The sequence below is a fragment of the Micromonospora sp. bgisy143 genome (genome assembly GCF_057708145.1).
Genome location: NZ_JBYIRN010000022.1, coordinates 1 through 16347 on the forward strand (window position 1 = coordinate 1; position 16347 = coordinate 16347).

Here is a 16347-nt window from a genome sequence, read left to right on the forward strand (position 1 = left end):
GGGGCGGGGGGCTCCCCACCCCGACCCGCAGCGACGAGCCCATGCCCGTCACCCAGTCGGCGTTGACCACCACGTCGGGTAGCCGGGCGCGGGCGCGGACCTCGTCGGCCCGCGCGCCGAGCACCACCAGCACCGGCCGGCAACCGGCGGTGGTGAGGATGTCGGCGGCGTGCTCCACGAGGAGGCGACCCCGGTACGGCAGCAGGGCCTTGGGGTGACCGAGCCGGCGGCCCGCGCCGGCCGCCAGGAGCAGACCGGCCGTGACCATGGCTCCGAGCGTAGTCCGGACGCCCGCATCCCGGGATGCCGAGCCGCAGGTCAGCACACCAGTAGAGCCGCGTCAGCGGGCCAGCCACTCCCGGTAGGAGGTGGGGGCGAGGACGGCGTCCTCCTTGCCGATGAGCACGTCACCGGGGGCTGCCGCGAACATGCCGGCGGTGTCGTCGGTGGTGACGGTCCGCTGGTCGCCGTGGGCGGCGAGGGTGATCCGGCCCAGGTCGTCGAGTCCGAACACGTCGGGGCCGGCGACGTTGCGGACGCCCTGAAGCGGCGCGCCAACGCTCACGTCGGCAACGGCCTGGGCGACGTCGGCCGCGGCCACCGGCTGTACGGGGGTGCTGGGCAGGCGTACGCCGGACTCGTCGGCGGTCCAGGAGATGACGGCGTCGATGAACTCGAAGAACTGGGTGGCGCGGACGATCGAGTACGGCACACCGCTGGCCTTGAGAATGTCCTCCTGGAGAACCTTCGCGCGGTAGTAGGCCAGGTCGGGCACCTGGTCGACGCCGACGATCGACAGCACCACCGCGTGCCCGACGCCGGCCTGCTTGGCGGCGGCCAGGAGGTTGTCCATGGTGGTCTGGAAGAAGGCGGGGGAGGCGTCGTCGAAGGTCGGCGAGTTGGTCAGGTTGACCACGACCTGGGCGTCCTTGAGCGCCTCGGGCAGACCCTGCCCGGTGAGGAGGTCGACTCCGGTGGACTGCGAGTGCCCGACCGCGTCGTGCCCGGCCGTACGCAGGATCTTCACGACCTGGGAGCCGATCAGGCCCGTTCCGCCCATCACAGCGATCTTCATGTCCGTTGCACCTTCCCTGTGGGATTTTGTCCCGTTCGTGGCGGCACTCCTGTCGGGGCCGCCAAACTCGGACCTCTTATGTCCGAGAACTATACTCGGATAAGAAGAGTCCGAGTATCAGGGGTGGCTAGGGTGAGGCGATGAAGATGTCCGGCGGGGTCGAGTGGGCGCTGCACTGCTGCGTCGTCCTCACCACCAGCAGCAGGCCCGTCCCGGCCGCCCGGCTCGCGGAACTGCACGACGTCTCCGGCAGCTACCTCGCCAAGCAGCTCCAGGCGCTGGCCCGCGCCGGGCTCATCCACTCCGTGCAGGGCAAATCCGGGGGCTACGCGCTGACCCGCGCGCCGCAGACCATCAGCGTGCTGGACGTGGTGCACGCCGTCGACGGGCCGGGCCCCGCCTTCGTGTGCACCGAGATCCGTCAGCGTGGCCCGCTGGCCACCCCACCCGGCGACTGCACCGGCGCGTGCCCGATCGCCCGCGCCATGTGGGCCGCCGAGACGGCGTGGCGCGACGCCCTCGCCGGCATCTCGATCGCCGACCTCGCCCGCGACGTGGACGTCGACTCCGGCCCCGAGGCCCTGGCCACCGTCCGCGCCTGGCTCACCGGCGACCCCACCGGCTGACCGGCCCCGCCGGCGGCGTCGATGCCGACTGGCGCAGCCAAGGTCAGCCGGTACGTCGTACCTCGGTGTCCCAGATCGCGGCCCACGGACGCCGCAACCCCCGGCACACGTAGATCGGGCCGCCGTTCTCGTCGTTGGCCACCTCGACCCGCTGGTCCACCCGCCCGGCCAGCTCGCACCGCGCGAACCAACCGTTGAGCGCGTCGGGGCGCTCCCAGCCGACCGCGATCACCACGTCCGCGTCGGCGGGCGGCCGACCGAAGTCGACCATGCTGTTGTGACCGGAGTAGGCCGGGGGCAGCTCCCGGGCCGGTCCGTAGCGCGCGACCGCCCCGGCCTCGCCGTAGTTGGCGGTGAGGATGACCGTCCGCGCGCGGTCCGACTCCGGCAGACCACGATGGATGGCGGCGAGCGAGTCGGCGAACGCCGGCCAGCCGATGGTCTCGCCGGCGTCGTAGTTGACATCGACCACGAAGGCCGGCAGCCGGTCGGCCGGCAGCACCGGCAGCAGCAGCACGAAGCTGGGCAGCAGGAACGGCACCGCGCCGACCGCGAGCACCGCCCGCCGCAGCCATGCCGCGCCACGCGACGCCCAGGCGGCGGTCACCACCGCGCCCGCCGCGGCGAGCACCAACAGCAGGGGAGCGTCGTAGTAACCCTTGCCGCCGGCCACCAGGACCACGCCGAACACGACGATCCAGGCCCAACCCATCGCACGGTACGACCGCCAGGCCGGCCAGCGCAGCAACGCGACGAGGCCGGCGATCCAGATCGGTACGGCGTACGGGCTGATGATGAGGAACTGGAGGGTGAACGCGTCGAGCCGGCCGCTGTAGGAGCTGTCCCCGTCGGCGATGGACGCGGCGACCCCGAGCTGCGGGAAACCGTGCGCCGCCTGCCAGATCAGGTTCGGCGCGGCCAGCACCAGGGCGATCCCGGCGGCGGCGAGCACCCACCTGTCGCGCAGCAGCCGACGCGGCCCCGCGATGTGCACCCCGGCGAGCAGGCCCACGGCCAGCAGCGCCGGCAACAGCTTGTTGAGCATGCCCACACCGAGCACCAGCCCCAGCACGAGCGCCCACCTGGTGTCACCGGTACGCAGCAACCGCACCGTGCACCACGCCACGGTGACCCAGACCAGCAGGTCGACGGTCGTGGTGCTGAGCAGGTGGCCGCTGGCGAGCACGATGCCGGAGAGCGCGGCCAGCACCGCCGCGAAGCTCTGCCCGCCCCGGCCGCCGCCCAGCTCCCGGGCGATGGCGGCGACCAGCAGGACCGCGCCGCCGGCCAGCAGCGCCGACGGCGTACGCAGCACCACCAGGTTGCCGGGCGCGATCTCGTCGAGCAGCCGGGCCAGCGCCGGGACCAGCGGACCCTGGTCGACGTAACCCCAGTCGAGGTGCCGGCCGCAGAGCAGGAAGTACAGCTCGTCGCGGTGGTAGCCGTACCGCCCGGCGAGCAGCAGCAGCGTCACCGTGGTGGCGGCGGCCACCAGCCACGGCCCCCAGGTACGCGGACCGGGCTGCGGCAGCTCGGTCGGTGTGGACGACCGGACCGGCGTCCGCGGTCGGTCGATGTCGGTGGCGGGCTCGCTCACCGGTTCATCATCGCGTGTGACGCCGTCGCGTGGGTGCCCGCACGACCTCCGGGTGCAGGTGCTCTGAGCAGGTGCGAAGATCAGTTTTGCGAATCGACCGGGAGGACGACATGCGATACCGCACTCTGGGCGCCACCGGCACGGTGGTGTCGACCCTGTGTCTGGGCACCATGACCTTCGGCGCGGAGACCGACGAGGAGGGCAGCTTCGCGCAGCTCGACCGGTTCGTCGAGGCCGGCGGCACCGTCCTCGACACCGCCGACGTCTACTCCCGGGGTGTCTCCGAGGAGATCGTCGGCCGCTGGCTGCGGGCCCGACCCGACGTGCGGGACCGCCTGGTCATCGCCACCAAGGGTCGCTTCCCGATGGGCCCGGGGGCGAACGACGCCGGACTGTCCCGGGTGCACCTGACCCGCGCCCTGGACGCGAGCCTGCGGCGGCTCGGCGTCGAGGCCGTCGACCTCTACCAGGCGCACGCGTGGGACCCGCTGACCCCGCTGCCCGAGACGCTGCGCTTCTTCGACGACGCGGTACGCGCCGGCAAGATCCGCTACGCCGGGGTCAGCAACTTCACCGGCTGGCAGTTGCAGAAGGCCGCCCTGCTCACCCAGCACCTCAACCTCACCCCGATCGTGACGCTGCAACCGCAGTACAACCTGCTGGCCCGGGAGATCGAGTTCGAGCTGGTGCCGGTCTGCGAGAACGAGGGCATCGGCATCCTGCCGTGGTCGCCGCTGGGCGGGGGCTGGCTGACCGGCAAGTACCGGCGGGACACCACGCCGACCGGCGCGACCCGGCTCGGGGAGAATCCGCAGCGTGGCGTCGAGGCGTACGCCGGTCGTAACGCGCAGGAGCGCACCTGGCAGGTGCTCGACGCGGTCGGCAAGGTCGCGCAGGACGTCGGCGCGTCCATGTCGGCGGTGTCGCTGGCCTGGCTGGCGGCCCGACCGGCGGTCACCTCGGTGATCCTCGGCGCGCGTACCACCGAGCAGCTCGACGACAACCTCACCGCCGCCGACCTCGTCCTGAGCGACGAGCAGATGCGGCTGCTGGACGAGGCGAGCGCGCCCCCGGTGGGCGACTACCCGTACGGCGGTGCCGGGGTCCGTCAGCGCGGCCGCGACCTGCCGTGACGGTCTTCCCCGAGCCCACCGGACCGGCCGGCGGCCGCACCGAGGTCTTCCTGCGCTACCTGGACTACTTCCGCGAGTCGGTGGTGGCGAAGGTGTCGGCGCTGGACGAGGCGGAGGTGCGGCGCAGCCGGTTGCCGTCCGGGTGGACGCCGCTGGAACTGCTCACCCACCTGCGGCACGTCGAGCTGCGCTGGATCGAGTGGGGCTTCGAGGGCCGGGACGTCGCCGAGCCGTGGGGTGACCGGCGGGCCGACCGCTGGTACGTCGCTCCGGAGGTGACCCGCGACGACCTGGTGGCGGCGCTGCGGGCGCAGGGCGCGCACACCACCGCCGTGGTGTCCGCGCACGACCTGGCCGAGCTCGGCGCGCCGGGTCCGCGCTGGGACGGCGCAAACCCGGCGTCGCTGGAACGGGTGCTGTTCCACCTGGTGCAGGAGTACGCCCGCCACCTCGGCCACCTCGACGTGGTCACCGAGCTGGCGGGCGGCCCGACCGGGGAGTGAGTGATGATCGCGCTCGAACATGGATGTAGTGGCCTCCTCGCGCAAGGGAGGCCACTACATCATGGATCGAGCGCGATCATCAGGAGGCGAGTGACGCTGCCGGCCCGATAATGGGCCGATGCCGCTGCTCGTCACCCCCGCCCTGCCACCCGGGAGTCTCGCCGCCCAGGAACAACCCCGTCTTGAGGTACGCCCCGGGCTGGCGCTGCGGCCGTGGCGCGACGACGACGCCCCGGTCGTACGCGCGGCGTTCGGTTGCCCGTCGATCCAGCGGTGGCACGTGCTCCGGCTCGACGACGACGCCGAGGCCAGGGCGTGGACGGCACAGTGGACCCGCCGCTGGCGGGCCGAGACGGCCGTGAGCTGGGCGATCGTCGAGGCCGACGACCGGCCGGTCGGTCAGACGGGGTTGCGGGAGATGCTGCTGACCGAGGGGTCGGCGCAGGTGTCGTACTGGCTGCTGCCCGACGCGCGCGGTCGCGGCATCGCCACCGAGGCGCTGGACGCGCTGACGCGGTGGAGTTTCACCCGGGCGGGTCTGCACCGGTTGGAGTTGAACCACTCGACCGCCAATGCGGCGTCGTGCCGGGTCGCCACGCGGGGCGGCTTCGGCGTGGAGGGTGTGGCACGCCAGTCGATGCGGCACGCCGACGGCTGGCACGACATGCACCAGCACGCACGACTGCGCACCGACGGGCCGACCGACTCACCGGGGCTGCGCCCAGCCGACGAAGCGCGGGGTCAGGTCGGGTAGTGCCACATCCGGGTTGAGCGCGGCGAGATCCGCCTCGGCGTCCTTCTGGACGGCCGCGAGGTGGGTCAACAGACCCGGGCGGTCCTCGCGGTACCGGCCGAGCAGACGCAGCTTCGCGGCCGAGCACGGCCAGAGGATGCCGCAGACCGGGCAGCGCCACGACGGGCGCAACGGGGAGTGCGTCGACCTCCTGGCCGATCCTTCGGTGTGTCGCACGGGCGTTCCTCCTGGGTCGGGTGGAGGCGGGGGCCGCTTCCGGTCGCGGAAGCGGCCCCCGCTACGAACGCGTCCGCCGGGTTCGGGTCCCTGCCGGCCGCGCCGTTGATACCCCACTTTCCCGGGAGTCGCTGGACAAGCACACAGCGTTACGTGTTCTCTTTTGCACAGCCCCTTTGCTCCCCGGAAGGAACGGTATGAACCACGCCTTTGTCGCCGCGCTCGCCGAGGCGGGTCACACGGCCGAGAGCCTCGCCGACCGGATCGGTGTGCACCCGAAGACCGTCGCCCGGTGGGCGAACCCGGGTCACGTTCCCCAGAGTCGTCATCGGGCGACCGTCGCCGAGCTGTTGGCCCGCGACGCCGAGGCACTGTGGCCGGACGCCCTGCGTCGCCGCGAACCGGTGTGGTTCCGACCGTGGGTCGACATCGAACGCGAGGCGGTGACGCTGCGGTCGTTCGAGTTGACGTGGGTGCCGGGGCTGCTCCAGACCGAGGCGTACGCGCGGGCGACCCTGGCCGGCGGTGTCCTCACGGCCGACGCGGTGGACGAGTTCACCGAGGCGCGGATGAGCCGGCAGTCGATTCTCGATCGGGACGGCGACGGGCCGCTGCTCATCGCCCTGCTCGACGAGGGGGTGCTGCGCCGTCGCGTCGGCGACGACCGGGCGTTGATGGCCGCACAGCTCACCCACCTGCTCGGCTACGTCGAGACGGACACGATCCAACTCCAGATCGTGCCGGCGGACGCGCCCAGCTACCCCGGGCTCGACGGCCCGTTCACCATCGCCGACCTGCGGGACGGCTCGCGCGTCGCGCACGTCGACAGTGCCGCGCAGGCGCAGATCCTCGATGCGCCGTCCGAGCTTGTTAGCCTGGAGCGGCGGTGGGAGCGGATTCGCGGCGAGGCGCTGCCCCGGGGACGTTCCCTGGACCTTCTCAGAGAAGCGGCGGGATCATGGACATGACCGGGGCGCGGTGGCGCACGAGCACGCGAAGCGGCGGCAACGGCGGCAACTGTGTCGAGGTCGCCGACAACCTCCCGGGCGTGGTGCTCGTGCGTGACTCGAAGGACCGCGACGGCGCAACGCTGGCCTTCGGCCCGGACGCCTGGCGCGGTTTCGTGGCGATGGCCCGCGCCGCCGGCTGACCGTCCACATCGGCACGGCCTGGTCAGCGCACGCCGGCGGGTTCGGCCGCTTGCGGCTCGCGGGCGGTCGGCCAGGTGAGCCGGCGTACGCCGGGCACGAGCGAGGTGCCGCCGCAGGAGGCGAGGACCAGCAGGCCGGCGACCGCCAGGGGTACGGCTGCGCCGAACGCGTCGGCGGCCAGCGGCGCGAGCGCGTAACCCAGCGGCATGGCGGCCAGTGACACCAGCCAGTCGTACGATGATCCGGCTGACCCGGCACCTGCGCGCGGTCAAGGAACGGGTCCTCGCCGACTTCGACCTGCCCCGGCACGAGTACGAGACCCTGCACGCCCTGGCCGGTCGACGCGGTCGCGCGGCCCCCTCCGACCTGGCCGCGGACCTGTCGGTGGCACCCGCCTCGATCACCGCCCGCGTCGACACCCTGCTGGCGCGGGGCTTCGTGCGGCGCATCCCGTCCACCGTCGACCGTCGTCGGGTGGACGTGGAACTCACCGACGCGGGCATGGAGGCCTGGCGCGCGGCGATGCAGATTCAGGGCGACGAGGAGCATCGACTCCTCGGTGCGCTGACCCCGGACGAGCGACGGGTGCTCTCCGACCTGCTACGCCGGGTGCTACTCGTCGCCGAACAACCCGCCGACGCGCCGTAGGCGAGGAGTCTGTGGCGATTGCTACGTGAGCACCAGCTGCCCGAGTTCCTGGGTGCATCGGGTGAGCGCGACGTAGAGGCCGTTCCAGCCGCGTGGTCCAGCGGCGATGCCCTGGGGGTCGATGAGTAGCGTCGCGTCCCATTCCAGTCCCTTGGACTGGGTCGCGGTGAGCACCGGCACATCGCTCAGCACGGCGAGGAGTTCGGCGATGCGCTCGGCGGGAGCGATGACGCCAACCGTACCGCCATGCCACCGTTGCTGCAGCTCTCGCACGGCTTGGGCGGCGGCGCCGGCAAGCTCGGCGGGCGTGGTCGTGCGGACCCAGGGGGCGATGCCGGAGGAGCGTACCGCCCGTGGTGGTGCGTTCTGGCTGCCAGCTTCCTTCAAGACGGGTTCGGTGAGGTCCATGACCTCACGCGGGGTCCGGTAGCAGATGGTCAGCTCCGCAGCGGCCCAGCGGTCTCTGAAAACAGCCTGCACCGCTTGTGCCCAACTGGTGTGCCGGTGTGCCGCCTCCGCCTGGTCGATATCGCCGACGGCGGTGATGGATCGACTGGGACAGCGCCGTAGGACCATGTGCCACTGCATCTCGGACAGCTCTTGCGCCTCGTCGATGACGACGTGGCCGTACACCCAGTCGCGCTGCCGGCGAGCGTGGTCGGCGACGAACTCGCCCTGTGGCTGCGGGGCTTCGGCATCGCCCAGCAGGTCGGCGAGGGCGTCGAGCAGGGGGATGTCGCTCGATGCCCACAGTGCGGGCTCGGCCGAGACGGCGGCGATCTCCTCCGTGGACAACTGCGGGGCAAACCGGGCGAGCAGGGCGCGGTCGGTCAGGAGATCAGACAGGAGGGTTTCGGCGTCGAGGGTGGGCCACCACGCCTCGATGAACCGGGCGATGGTGGCGTTCTCCGCGACCCGATGACGGAGATCCTCTACCTCTTCCTCGGAGAACAGTCCGTCTACGTGACTGCCGGTGGACCTCCCGCCGACATGGTGGTCATGCTGCATCGCCCGGTCAACGCGGGCGAGGATGTCCTCGAAGCCCTCCTCCATCTCGTGCATCAGAGCCTCACGCTGCTCGACCACGGCTTCGCCAAGGATGTGGTGCAACTGCTCGGCGAACGCCGTGCGGGCGCGGTGGTACGGGCGTCCGTGCACCGCCGAGGTGAGAGCCTGTGTCACTGTTTCGGCTGAGATGACGTAGAACTCGCCCTCCCAGCGCAGCTTCAGCTCACGGGGCCGGGGAAGCAGCGACGCGACGTAGTTCTCCAGCGCGGGTTGCCAGAGGGCGCGGCCCTTCATCTCGGCGAGAAGCCGGCTCTCGTCGCGGCCCACGCGGATCTCGGGCAGCAGAGTGTCGCAGGTCGCCGAGACGACGGCGGTCTCACCGAGCGCCGGCAGCACCTGGGCGATGTACTGGAGGAACCGCGGCGAGGGGCCGAGGACCAGGACCGCTTGCTCGGCCATCTTCGGGTGGGCGAACAGCAGGTAGGCGACGCGGTGCAGGGCGACCACGGTCTTGCCGGTGCCGGGACCGCCCTGAACGATCAGCGGGCCGGTTGCCTCGGCCCGGATGATGTCGTCCTGTTCGCGTTGCAGCGTGGGGATCGCCGTCGACATGTGACCGGTGCGCCGCTGGTCCAGGGCGGCCAATAGAGCGCCTTCACCGACGAGTTCCGCTGTTATGGTCCCGTCCAGTGGCTCGTCGTCCACCCCGACCACGGTCGATTCCGTCGTGCGTATGTGGCGGCGCCGCGCCTGACCTTGCGGGTCGACAGCCGTCGCGGTGTAGAACGGCCGAGCTGCGGGAGCGCGCCAGTCCACCAGCAGCGGCTCACTGTCCTCGCCCTCGTCGCGGAGACCGACACGGCCTATGTGTCGAACGGTGCCATCAAGGCCGTCGAGGCGGCCGAAGATCAGCCCTTCCCGGGCTCGCCGTAGCTCCTCGTACTGCTGGCGGAGCATGCGCCGCCGCGCCCGTTCCGACGCGTCCAGGGTCGCTGACGAGAGCTCAGCCTGTAGGTGGTCGGCAAGCCTGTCGCGCCGGGCCCTGGCCAAGTCGAGAAACTCCTGCTCCTCGGCAACCGCGGATCGACGGGCGATGCTTTCTGCGGTAGAGGTTGGCGGTTCACCGTCTGGTGTTACTTTGCTGACGCCAGCAGTGCCGTTGTGCAGAGCAGAATTCCGGCCCATTCGCAAATCCTTGCATTGGTGCTCTTCCTCGGCCCGGATGGACCACGGTGTATTCCGGCGGCAAGCATAGAGTTGGTTTCTCCTCGTCGGCCAGGAATCCTGTCGGCGGAGATGGTGATCTCAATGCCTTGCAGTTCGGAGTCGCTTGTGGCCCCACCCAATCCTGATTCGCCTATCCGCGATGGCGAGTAGTTCATCGGTGATCCGCCGGACGGCACGACGAACTTCGCCCAGTTGCAGCGGCGCTCCACCGCCGCCCGGTGGTCAATGCCCTTCGCCGCAGCCCGGCGGATCGGTGCCACATCGCCGGGCAACCGGCGGCGCGGTGGGGCGTACCCCGGAAAATTGCCTGGCGGCACGCGCACCCCGATGCGAGGGTGACCGGCATGACTGCGCACGCTCTGGCCGGGGCCCTGGCCGACGACGGACGGCGACGGATCTTCGCGGCGGTCGCGTTGGGGGCGAGAACCGTGCCCGAGGTCGTGCAGCGCTCGGGCTTGGCCGCGCGTGTCGTGCTCACCGGGCTGCGCCGGCTCGCCGACGCGGGCCTCGTCACCGGCGCTGACGGGGCGCTCGCGGTCGACGAGGAGTCGCTGCGGGCAGCGGCACGCGAGAGCCGCCCGACCGGCGACGCCGAACCGGCCGAGGACCCCGTGCTGCGCACCTTCCTGCGCGGGGACGTCCTGGTGGGCATGCCGGCGCAGCGCGGACGGCGGCGAACGCTGCTGGCACACATCGCCCAACGGTCGTTCACGGCGGGCACGCGCTATCCGGAACGGGCCGTCGACGACGCGCTCAAGCCGTGGTGCGCCGGCGGCGCGTCGGACCACGCCACCCTGCGCCGCTATCTCGTGGACGAGCGGTTGCTCACCCGGGAGCAGGGCGTCTACCAGCGGACCGCAGAGGACCACGCGTGACCACGGCCATCCGGTCGCAGTGGGTGACCGACGCCGTCCGTCCCGACCATCCGGACGCGACGGTGCTGCTGCGCGAGTACATGACGGAGATGGTGGTGCGCTACTACGGCCGTCCGGCCCGACCCGGCGAGGTCGACGCCGCGCTGGCCGAGATGCCCAGCGACGACCTGGCGTACCCGACCGGGGTGCTCCTGACCGCGCACCGCGGCGCGGACCTGGCCGGTTGCGCGGGGCTGCGCTGGCGGCCCGGTTTCGCCGAGCTGACCCGGGTGTACGTCCGACCCGCGCAGCGCGGCACCGGCGGCGGGGCCGCGCTGCTGGCCGCCGTCGAGGCGCAGGCCCTCGCCGCCGGAGCGGACCGGATCCGTCTGGACACCCGCTCCGACCTGGTCGAAGCCCGCGCGCTGTACGCCCGGCACGGCTACCGGGAGATCCCGGCGTACTCGCACGGCCCGTACGCGGAGCACTGGTTCGAGAAGGAGTTGACGGCCGGCCCGGGACGCGCTAAATAAGAAGAGGAAGTTGAGTCACCTCGACTCAACCATCACCTTCGGCCAGGAGAACCGAGGAGGCATGACCATGTTGATGCGTACCGACCCGTTCCGCGAGGTGGACCGGCTCGCCGAGCAGTTCTTCGGTACGGCAGCCCGTCCGGCGACCATGCAGCTCGACGCCTACCGCGACGGAGACTTCTTCTACGCCGCGTTCGACCTGCCCGGCGTCGACCCCGACACCATCGACTGCACCGTCGAGCGCAACGTCCTGACCGTCCGCGCCGAGCGCCGCCGACCGTCCGGGGAGGGCGTCGAACTGGTCGCCGCCGAACGTCCGATGGGCACCTTCACCCGACGGCTGTTCCTCGGCGACACCCTCGACACCGACAAGCTGGAAGCCGGCTACGAGCACGGGGTGCTGACGCTGCGCATCCCGGTCGCCGAGCGGGCCAAGCCCCGCCGGGTCACCATCACCGCCAACGGCAACGGCCGACGCCAGATCAACGCCTGACCCCCTGCCCCCGCCCGGCCCCGCCCCGCCCCGGCGATCATGAAGTTATTGCCACGACACGCCGAGCCAGGTGGCAATAACTTCATGATCGATGCGACTCGGACGGCGGGGGGAGGGGTCGGGCAGGGGCGGCGATCTTGCGCTTTGGGTTGTTGTGATGGGCCTGTATGTCCCTTATGTCGCCGCAGAAAGTGCAAGATCGACGGCTGACGCACCGCCTCGACGGCCGGCGCCCGCAGCGAGGGTGCCGGCCGTCGGCGCGCCTGCGTGGCAATCCCATCCGCTGCTGAGAACCTTTTTCACATGGTGTCCTCCGACGCGCCCGTGCTCGCCCGCCCCACCGCCCGCCCGGCCCTGCCGAGCGCGCCGATGGACGTCACCGAGGCGTGGCTGCGCAACCGTCGGCTCTCCGAGCACACCCGTGACGCGTACCGGCGCGACGTCGCCGCCTTCCTCGGCTGGTGCGCCGGGCACGACCTGGACCCGCTGCGGGCCACGTTCCTGCACGTCAACGAGTACGCCCGCACGCTGGAGTCCACACTCGTGGCCCGCAGCGGCCGACCGTTGACCCCGGCGACCGTGGCACGCCGGTTGTCTGCCCTGTCGAGCTGGTACGACTTCCTCGTCAAGCTCGGCGGCGTACCCGCCAACCCGGTCTCCGGCGCGGACCGGCCCCGCGTCGACCGGGACCACTCCGCCACCATCGGGCTCACCCCCGAAGAGGTGGACGCCCTGCTCACCGCCGCCGACGCCGAGACCGGCCCGACGGCGGCGCGCAGCCGGGCGGCGATCGCGCTCCTGGCCGACCTGGGCCTGCGGGTCGGGGAACTGGTCTCGCTGGACCTGACCGACCTCGGCGCCGAACGCGGACACCGCAGCGTCCGGTTCGTCGGCAAGGGCGGCAAGCAGCGCCGACGAGCCCTCACCCCGGGCACCGCGTACGCGGTCGACGCGTACCTGGCCCAGCGGGCCGCCGCCGCCGGCGTGCCGGTGACGCAGCTCAGCGGACCACTGTTGGTCACCGCCAGCGGCGCACGACTCGACCGGCACTCCGTCTTCCGGATGGTGCGCCGCCTCGCCCGGGCCGCCGGCATTCCGGCCTGGGCGCGACTGTCCCCGCACTCGCTGCGACACGCGTTCGCCACCACCGCCCGCTCCGAGGGCGTCCCCCTCGAAGACGTGCAGGACGCCATGGGCCACGCCGACCCGCGCACCACCCGCCGCTACGACCGGGACCGGCACAACCTCGACCGCGACCCGGCGTACGCGGTGTGGGCCGCGCGGTCGCGTCGGCGCGGCTGACCGTCGTACCCCCGCCCTACGGTCGGCGGATGAGACACGGTCTGGAGATCCCCTGTGGCGGCGACCAGCTCGCCGTCGCCACCCTCGTCGAGCTGTGTGAGCTGGCCGAGCGCGCCGGATGGGACGGGGTGTTCCTGGAGGACTACCTCATCCACTACCACGGCGACGACCCGTCCACCTACGACCCGTGGTTGGTGCTCACGGCGATCGCCGGGCGTACCGAGCGGATCCGGTTGGGCACCACCGTCACCGCGCTGCCCCGACGCCGCCCGGCGAAGCTGGCCCGCGAGGTGCTCACCCTCGACCAGCTCAGCGCCGGCCGGGCCACCGTCGCGGTGGGCGTCGGCGACCCGGGCGACCGGGGTCTGGCCGCGTTCGGTGAGCCGACCGAGGTGGCCGTCCGCGCCGCGATGCTCGACGAGGGCCTCGACCTGCTGACCGGCCTGCTCAGCGGGGAGCGGGTCGATCATCGGGGTGTCCACTACCGGGCCGAGAAGGTGGCACTGCGTCCACCGCCCGTGCAGTCACCCCGGGTGCCGGTCTGGGTCGGCGGCAGCACCCAGGCCGGAGCGGTGCGACGGCGTGCGGCCCGCGCCGACGGCGTCGTGCCGTACAAGCTGACCGACACCGACGGCTGGGCCGACTTCACCCCTGACGAGGTCCACGAGCTGGCCGCGGCGCTCCCGTCGACGAGGGCCGACGGTCAGCCGTTCGACGTGGCGATCGGCGGCCGGCGGCGCCGCCCGGACGAGCGCGCCGAACGGGCCTACCACCGCGAGCTGGCCGCCGCCGGGGCGACCTGGTGGCTGGAGTACGTCCCGGTCGGCGACCCGGCGGCGATGCGCGACGCGGTGACCCGCGGCCCGTTGCGCTGACCGCCCGCGCGTCAGCCCGGCGGTGGATCGGGTTCCGCCACCGGGCTGACCACCCCGGCGGTCGCCAACGCAGGCCGACCGCCAGCGGTGACCTGCGGCGCGCCGCGCATCAGCCCGGCCGGCTCGCCGGGCGCTCAGCCCTGCGGGCGACGGCAGAGGCAGAACGGCTGGCCGATCGGGTCCAGGAGCACCACCCACGTCTCGCCGGGCTGGAACTCCGGCTTCGACGCGCCCGCGGCCACGAACTCCTTCTCGGCCTGGTCCAGGTCGTCGACGTAGAGGTCGAGGTGGTAGCGCTTCTGCCCGGACGCATCCGGCCAGGCCGGCGGCGTGTAGCCCTCGACCAGGCCGAACCCGATGGACATGCCACCGCCGTTGATCATTGCGTACTCGGCCTGGCTGTGGGTGATCTCCCAGCCCAACACCCGGTGGTAGAAGGCCGCCTGCGCGGCCGGGTCGGAGCTGTCCAAATTGACCATGGCGAGGTCAGCGGTCGTCGTCATGGTGGCAGTCTGCCCGGCACCCCCGACAAATCCCGTCGACCTGCTCAGCAGAGCAGGTCCAGGTGGTGGTGGGCGTCCTCGGCGATGTCCTCGTGCCGCAGCCACCGCCGCGCCCACAGCCGGGCCGCCAGCTCTGCCTGCTCGTCACCCCAGGCGGCGTGCTCCACCAGCAGCGCGGCGGTCAGCGCGTACGCCAGCCGCAGCGCCAGGGCGCGGGCGCCCGCGACGACGCCGGCCGCGCCCGGGTCGGCGGTCACCGCGACGATGGTGTCGCGGAGCTGCCCGGTGACGGTGGCCAGGGTGTCGGCCAGCGCGGGCGACAGCGGCCGGGCCAGGTCGGCGGCGGCGGTCAGCCGACGCAGCAGCGGCGTCCCGGCGTCCTCCCGGGTCAACGCGCGCAGCACGTCCAGCGACAGCACGTTGGTGGTGCCCTCCCAGATCGGCAGCACCTGCGCGTCGCGCAGCAGCCGGGGCACCCCGGTGTCCACCACGTAACCGGCGCCGCCGAAGCTCTCCACGTACTCGCTGGCGGAGCTGACGGCGAGCCGGCCGGTGGCGAGCTTGGCCAGCGGCGCGACGATGCGCAGCTCGGCGACGGCCTCCGGGTCGGCGCCGACCTCCACCCGCCCGAGCAGCGCGAACGCGTGCCCCGCGAGGGCGAACGCGCCCGCCGCGTCGACCGCGAGGGTGCCCAGCGTGGCCCGGTGCAGCGGCGAGGAGGACAGCGGGCCGCCCGCGACGTGCCGGGCGTCGGCGAACGCGCGGGCGTAGGCGAGCCCACGGCGCATCCCGCCGGCCGCGGCGGCGGCGTTGTGCACCCGGGTCACCACGACCAGGGTCATCGCCCGGACCAGGCCGGGTACCGCCGGGTCGCCCAGCGGCACCGCGTACGCGTCGCGCAGCCCGATCTCCGCGGTCGGCAGCGCCCGGGTGCCGAGCTTGTCCTTGAGCCGGTGCACGACGACGCCCGGGGCGGGCGAGTCCGCCGCCGCGCCGGTGGACAGGGGCGAGTCGACCGCGTAGCGGGGGACCAGGAACGGGGCGAGCACCCGGCTGCCCCGCCCGGCGCCCTCCGGGCGGGCCAGCGCCACCGCCATCGCCGCGTCGGCGGCGGAGCAGAACCACTTCTCCCCGGTCAGCCGCCACGAACCGTCCGCGGCCGGTCGGCCGATGGTGCTGGACCGGCCCAGGTCCGAGCCGCCCTGCGACTCGGTCATCCACTGCCCGCTGGTGATCGCCGTGTCCGGATCGGTGGAGAGCAGCCGAGGCAGCCACGCGTCACGGACACCGGCGTCGACGTCGGGCAGGCTGAGCAGGGCCGCCGCGCCGTCGGCCATCGCCACCGGGCAGGAGAACGTGGCCGACTCGGGTCCGAACAGGTGCAGCAGCGCGTGCTGGACGACCCGCGCGGCGGCACCCCAGGTGCTCCGGGCGTCGGGCAGGTAGGGCAGCGCCACCACGGCGTGCCGGGCGGCGGCGGCCCGCTGCGTCTCCCACCCGGCGGACACCTCGATACGGTCGACGCGAGCGCCCCACGGGTCGTAGCGGACCAGCGTCGGCGGGTGCGCCTCGGCGTCGGCGTGCGCCGCGCGCAGCGGCCCGGCGACGTCGGCGGCCAGGTCGGCCAGGCGGCCCTTCGCGGCGGCGTGTCCGGCCGCGCCGAGGTGACGCTCCAGCCAGGACCGCAGCAGGGCATCACCGGCGTACGGGTCGGCGGGGGGTGGTACCGGCTGCACGAAGCGGCTCATCGATCGGCTCCCTGGCGCTACGGGGGTGTGCGCCGACGGTAGACGATGCGTCGCCGCGCCGAAAGAAGGCCCAGTTTTCGGCTTGCCGTGCCTCACCGCGA

The 16347-nt window shown here is 72.7% G+C and carries 20 protein-coding genes; 12 read left to right on the forward strand and 8 right to left on the reverse strand.

What is annotated here, in order from left to right; translation table 11 throughout:
- Both AC3EN4_RS23065 and AC3EN4_RS23070 read right to left on the reverse strand, forming a co-directional pair.
- Positions 1-268 (reverse strand): NTP transferase domain-containing protein (locus tag AC3EN4_RS23065; RefSeq protein WP_435207781.1); only part of this gene is annotated, 268 nt, incomplete at its 3' end.
- 72 nt (positions 269-340) lie between these two features.
- Positions 341-1075 (reverse strand): SDR family oxidoreductase, encoded by a 735-nt coding sequence (locus AC3EN4_RS23070; protein WP_435207782.1) that lies wholly within the window; start codon positions 1073-1075, stop codon positions 341-343.
- A 140-nt stretch (positions 1076-1215) separates the two neighbouring features.
- Here AC3EN4_RS23070 and AC3EN4_RS23075 point away from each other — a divergent pair, with 140 nt between their 5' ends.
- Positions 1216-1701 (forward strand): RrF2 family transcriptional regulator, encoded by a 486-nt coding sequence (locus tag AC3EN4_RS23075; RefSeq protein WP_435207783.1) that lies wholly within the window; start codon positions 1216-1218, stop codon positions 1699-1701.
- 43 nt (positions 1702-1744) lie between these two features.
- Here the strand turns inward: AC3EN4_RS23075 and AC3EN4_RS23080 are convergent, their stop codons facing one another.
- Positions 1745-3298: an ArnT family glycosyltransferase gene (locus AC3EN4_RS23080; RefSeq protein ID WP_435207784.1), complete on the reverse strand. Its 1554-nt coding sequence runs from the start codon at positions 3296-3298 to the stop codon at positions 1745-1747.
- A 110-nt stretch (positions 3299-3408) separates the two neighbouring features.
- Between AC3EN4_RS23080 and AC3EN4_RS23085 the strand changes: the two genes are divergently transcribed.
- The 3 genes from AC3EN4_RS23085 (at position 3409) to AC3EN4_RS23095 (ending at position 5688) form a co-directional block, all read left to right on the forward strand.
- A complete protein-coding gene (locus AC3EN4_RS23085) occupies positions 3409-4431 on the forward strand; it encodes an aldo/keto reductase (protein ID WP_435207785.1) in 1023 nt (340 codons plus the stop codon).
- Positions 4428-4934: a mycothiol transferase gene (locus AC3EN4_RS23090; protein WP_435207786.1), complete on the forward strand. Its 507-nt coding sequence runs from the start codon at positions 4428-4430 to the stop codon at positions 4932-4934. The genes AC3EN4_RS23085 and AC3EN4_RS23090 overlap by 4 nt, the downstream gene beginning before the upstream one ends.
- A 118-nt stretch (positions 4935-5052) precedes the next feature.
- Positions 5053-5688: a GNAT family N-acetyltransferase gene (locus AC3EN4_RS23095; protein ID WP_435207787.1), complete on the forward strand. Its 636-nt coding sequence runs from the start codon at positions 5053-5055 to the stop codon at positions 5686-5688.
- Here AC3EN4_RS23095 and AC3EN4_RS23100 read toward each other — a convergent pair.
- Positions 5641-5904, reverse strand: a complete 264-nt coding sequence (locus AC3EN4_RS23100; RefSeq protein ID WP_435207788.1) for a flavin reductase — start codon at positions 5902-5904, stop codon at positions 5641-5643. The two genes, AC3EN4_RS23095 and AC3EN4_RS23100, sit on opposite strands and share 48 nt — an antisense overlap.
- Positions 5905-6101: 197 nt before the next feature.
- Between AC3EN4_RS23100 and AC3EN4_RS23105 the strand changes: the two genes are divergently transcribed.
- Both AC3EN4_RS23105 and AC3EN4_RS23110 read left to right on the forward strand, forming a co-directional pair.
- Positions 6102-6872: a DUF5753 domain-containing protein gene (locus AC3EN4_RS23105; RefSeq protein WP_435207789.1), complete on the forward strand. Its 771-nt coding sequence runs from the start codon at positions 6102-6104 to the stop codon at positions 6870-6872.
- Positions 6863-7054 (forward strand): DUF397 domain-containing protein, encoded by a 192-nt coding sequence (locus tag AC3EN4_RS23110; protein WP_435207790.1) that lies wholly within the window; start codon positions 6863-6865, stop codon positions 7052-7054. The genes AC3EN4_RS23105 and AC3EN4_RS23110 overlap by 10 nt, the downstream gene beginning before the upstream one ends.
- 23 nt (positions 7055-7077) lie before the next feature.
- Here the strand turns inward: AC3EN4_RS23110 and AC3EN4_RS23115 are convergent, their stop codons facing one another.
- Complete coding sequence (locus tag AC3EN4_RS23115) at positions 7078-7278, reverse strand: hypothetical protein (protein WP_435207791.1); 201 nt, start codon at positions 7276-7278, stop codon at positions 7078-7080.
- A 14-nt stretch (positions 7279-7292) separates the two neighbouring features.
- On the opposite strand from AC3EN4_RS23115, the gene AC3EN4_RS23120 reads away from it, so the two are divergent.
- The gene (locus AC3EN4_RS23120; RefSeq protein WP_435207792.1) at positions 7293-7703 is read left to right on the forward strand and encodes a MarR family winged helix-turn-helix transcriptional regulator; all 411 of its coding nucleotides are present in this window, start codon (positions 7293-7295) and stop codon (positions 7701-7703) included.
- A gap of 21 nt (positions 7704-7724) precedes the next feature.
- Here the strand turns inward: AC3EN4_RS23120 and AC3EN4_RS23125 are convergent, their stop codons facing one another.
- Entirely contained in the window at positions 7725-9896 is a 2172-nt protein-coding gene (locus AC3EN4_RS23125) for a HelD family protein (RefSeq protein WP_435207793.1), read from the reverse strand.
- A 386-nt stretch (positions 9897-10282) separates the two neighbouring features.
- Here AC3EN4_RS23125 and AC3EN4_RS23130 point away from each other — a divergent pair, with 386 nt between their 5' ends.
- The 5 genes from AC3EN4_RS23130 to AC3EN4_RS23150 all read left to right on the forward strand — a co-directional run bounded on the left by AC3EN4_RS23130 (position 10283) and on the right by AC3EN4_RS23150 (position 13995).
- Positions 10283-10813 (forward strand): DUF2087 domain-containing protein, encoded by a 531-nt coding sequence (locus AC3EN4_RS23130; RefSeq protein ID WP_435207794.1) that lies wholly within the window; start codon positions 10283-10285, stop codon positions 10811-10813.
- On the forward strand, positions 10810-11325 hold the full coding sequence (locus AC3EN4_RS23135) for a GNAT family N-acetyltransferase (protein ID WP_435207795.1): 516 nt from the start codon (positions 10810-10812) through the stop codon (positions 11323-11325). Before AC3EN4_RS23130 ends, AC3EN4_RS23135 begins: the two co-directional genes overlap by 4 nt.
- A 67-nt stretch (positions 11326-11392) precedes the next feature.
- The gene (locus AC3EN4_RS23140) at positions 11393-11818 is read left to right on the forward strand and encodes an Hsp20/alpha crystallin family protein (RefSeq protein WP_435207867.1); all 426 of its coding nucleotides are present in this window, start codon (positions 11393-11395) and stop codon (positions 11816-11818) included.
- Positions 11819-12121: 303 nt separating this feature from the next.
- On the forward strand, positions 12122-13120 hold the full coding sequence (locus tag AC3EN4_RS23145) for a tyrosine-type recombinase/integrase (RefSeq protein ID WP_435207796.1): 999 nt from the start codon (positions 12122-12124) through the stop codon (positions 13118-13120).
- Positions 13121-13149: 29 nt separating this feature from the next.
- The gene (locus tag AC3EN4_RS23150; RefSeq protein WP_435207797.1) at positions 13150-13995 is read left to right on the forward strand and encodes an LLM class flavin-dependent oxidoreductase; all 846 of its coding nucleotides are present in this window, start codon (positions 13150-13152) and stop codon (positions 13993-13995) included.
- Positions 13996-14129: 134 nt separating this feature from the next.
- Here the strand turns inward: AC3EN4_RS23150 and AC3EN4_RS23155 are convergent, their stop codons facing one another.
- Both AC3EN4_RS23155 and AC3EN4_RS23160 read right to left on the reverse strand, forming a co-directional pair.
- A complete protein-coding gene (locus AC3EN4_RS23155; protein ID WP_435207798.1) occupies positions 14130-14498 on the reverse strand; it encodes a VOC family protein in 369 nt (122 codons plus the stop codon).
- 44 nt (positions 14499-14542) lie between these two features.
- Positions 14543-16246: an acyl-CoA dehydrogenase family protein gene (locus tag AC3EN4_RS23160; RefSeq protein WP_435207799.1), complete on the reverse strand. Its 1704-nt coding sequence runs from the start codon at positions 16244-16246 to the stop codon at positions 14543-14545.
- Positions 16247-16347 lie beyond the last annotated feature (101 nt).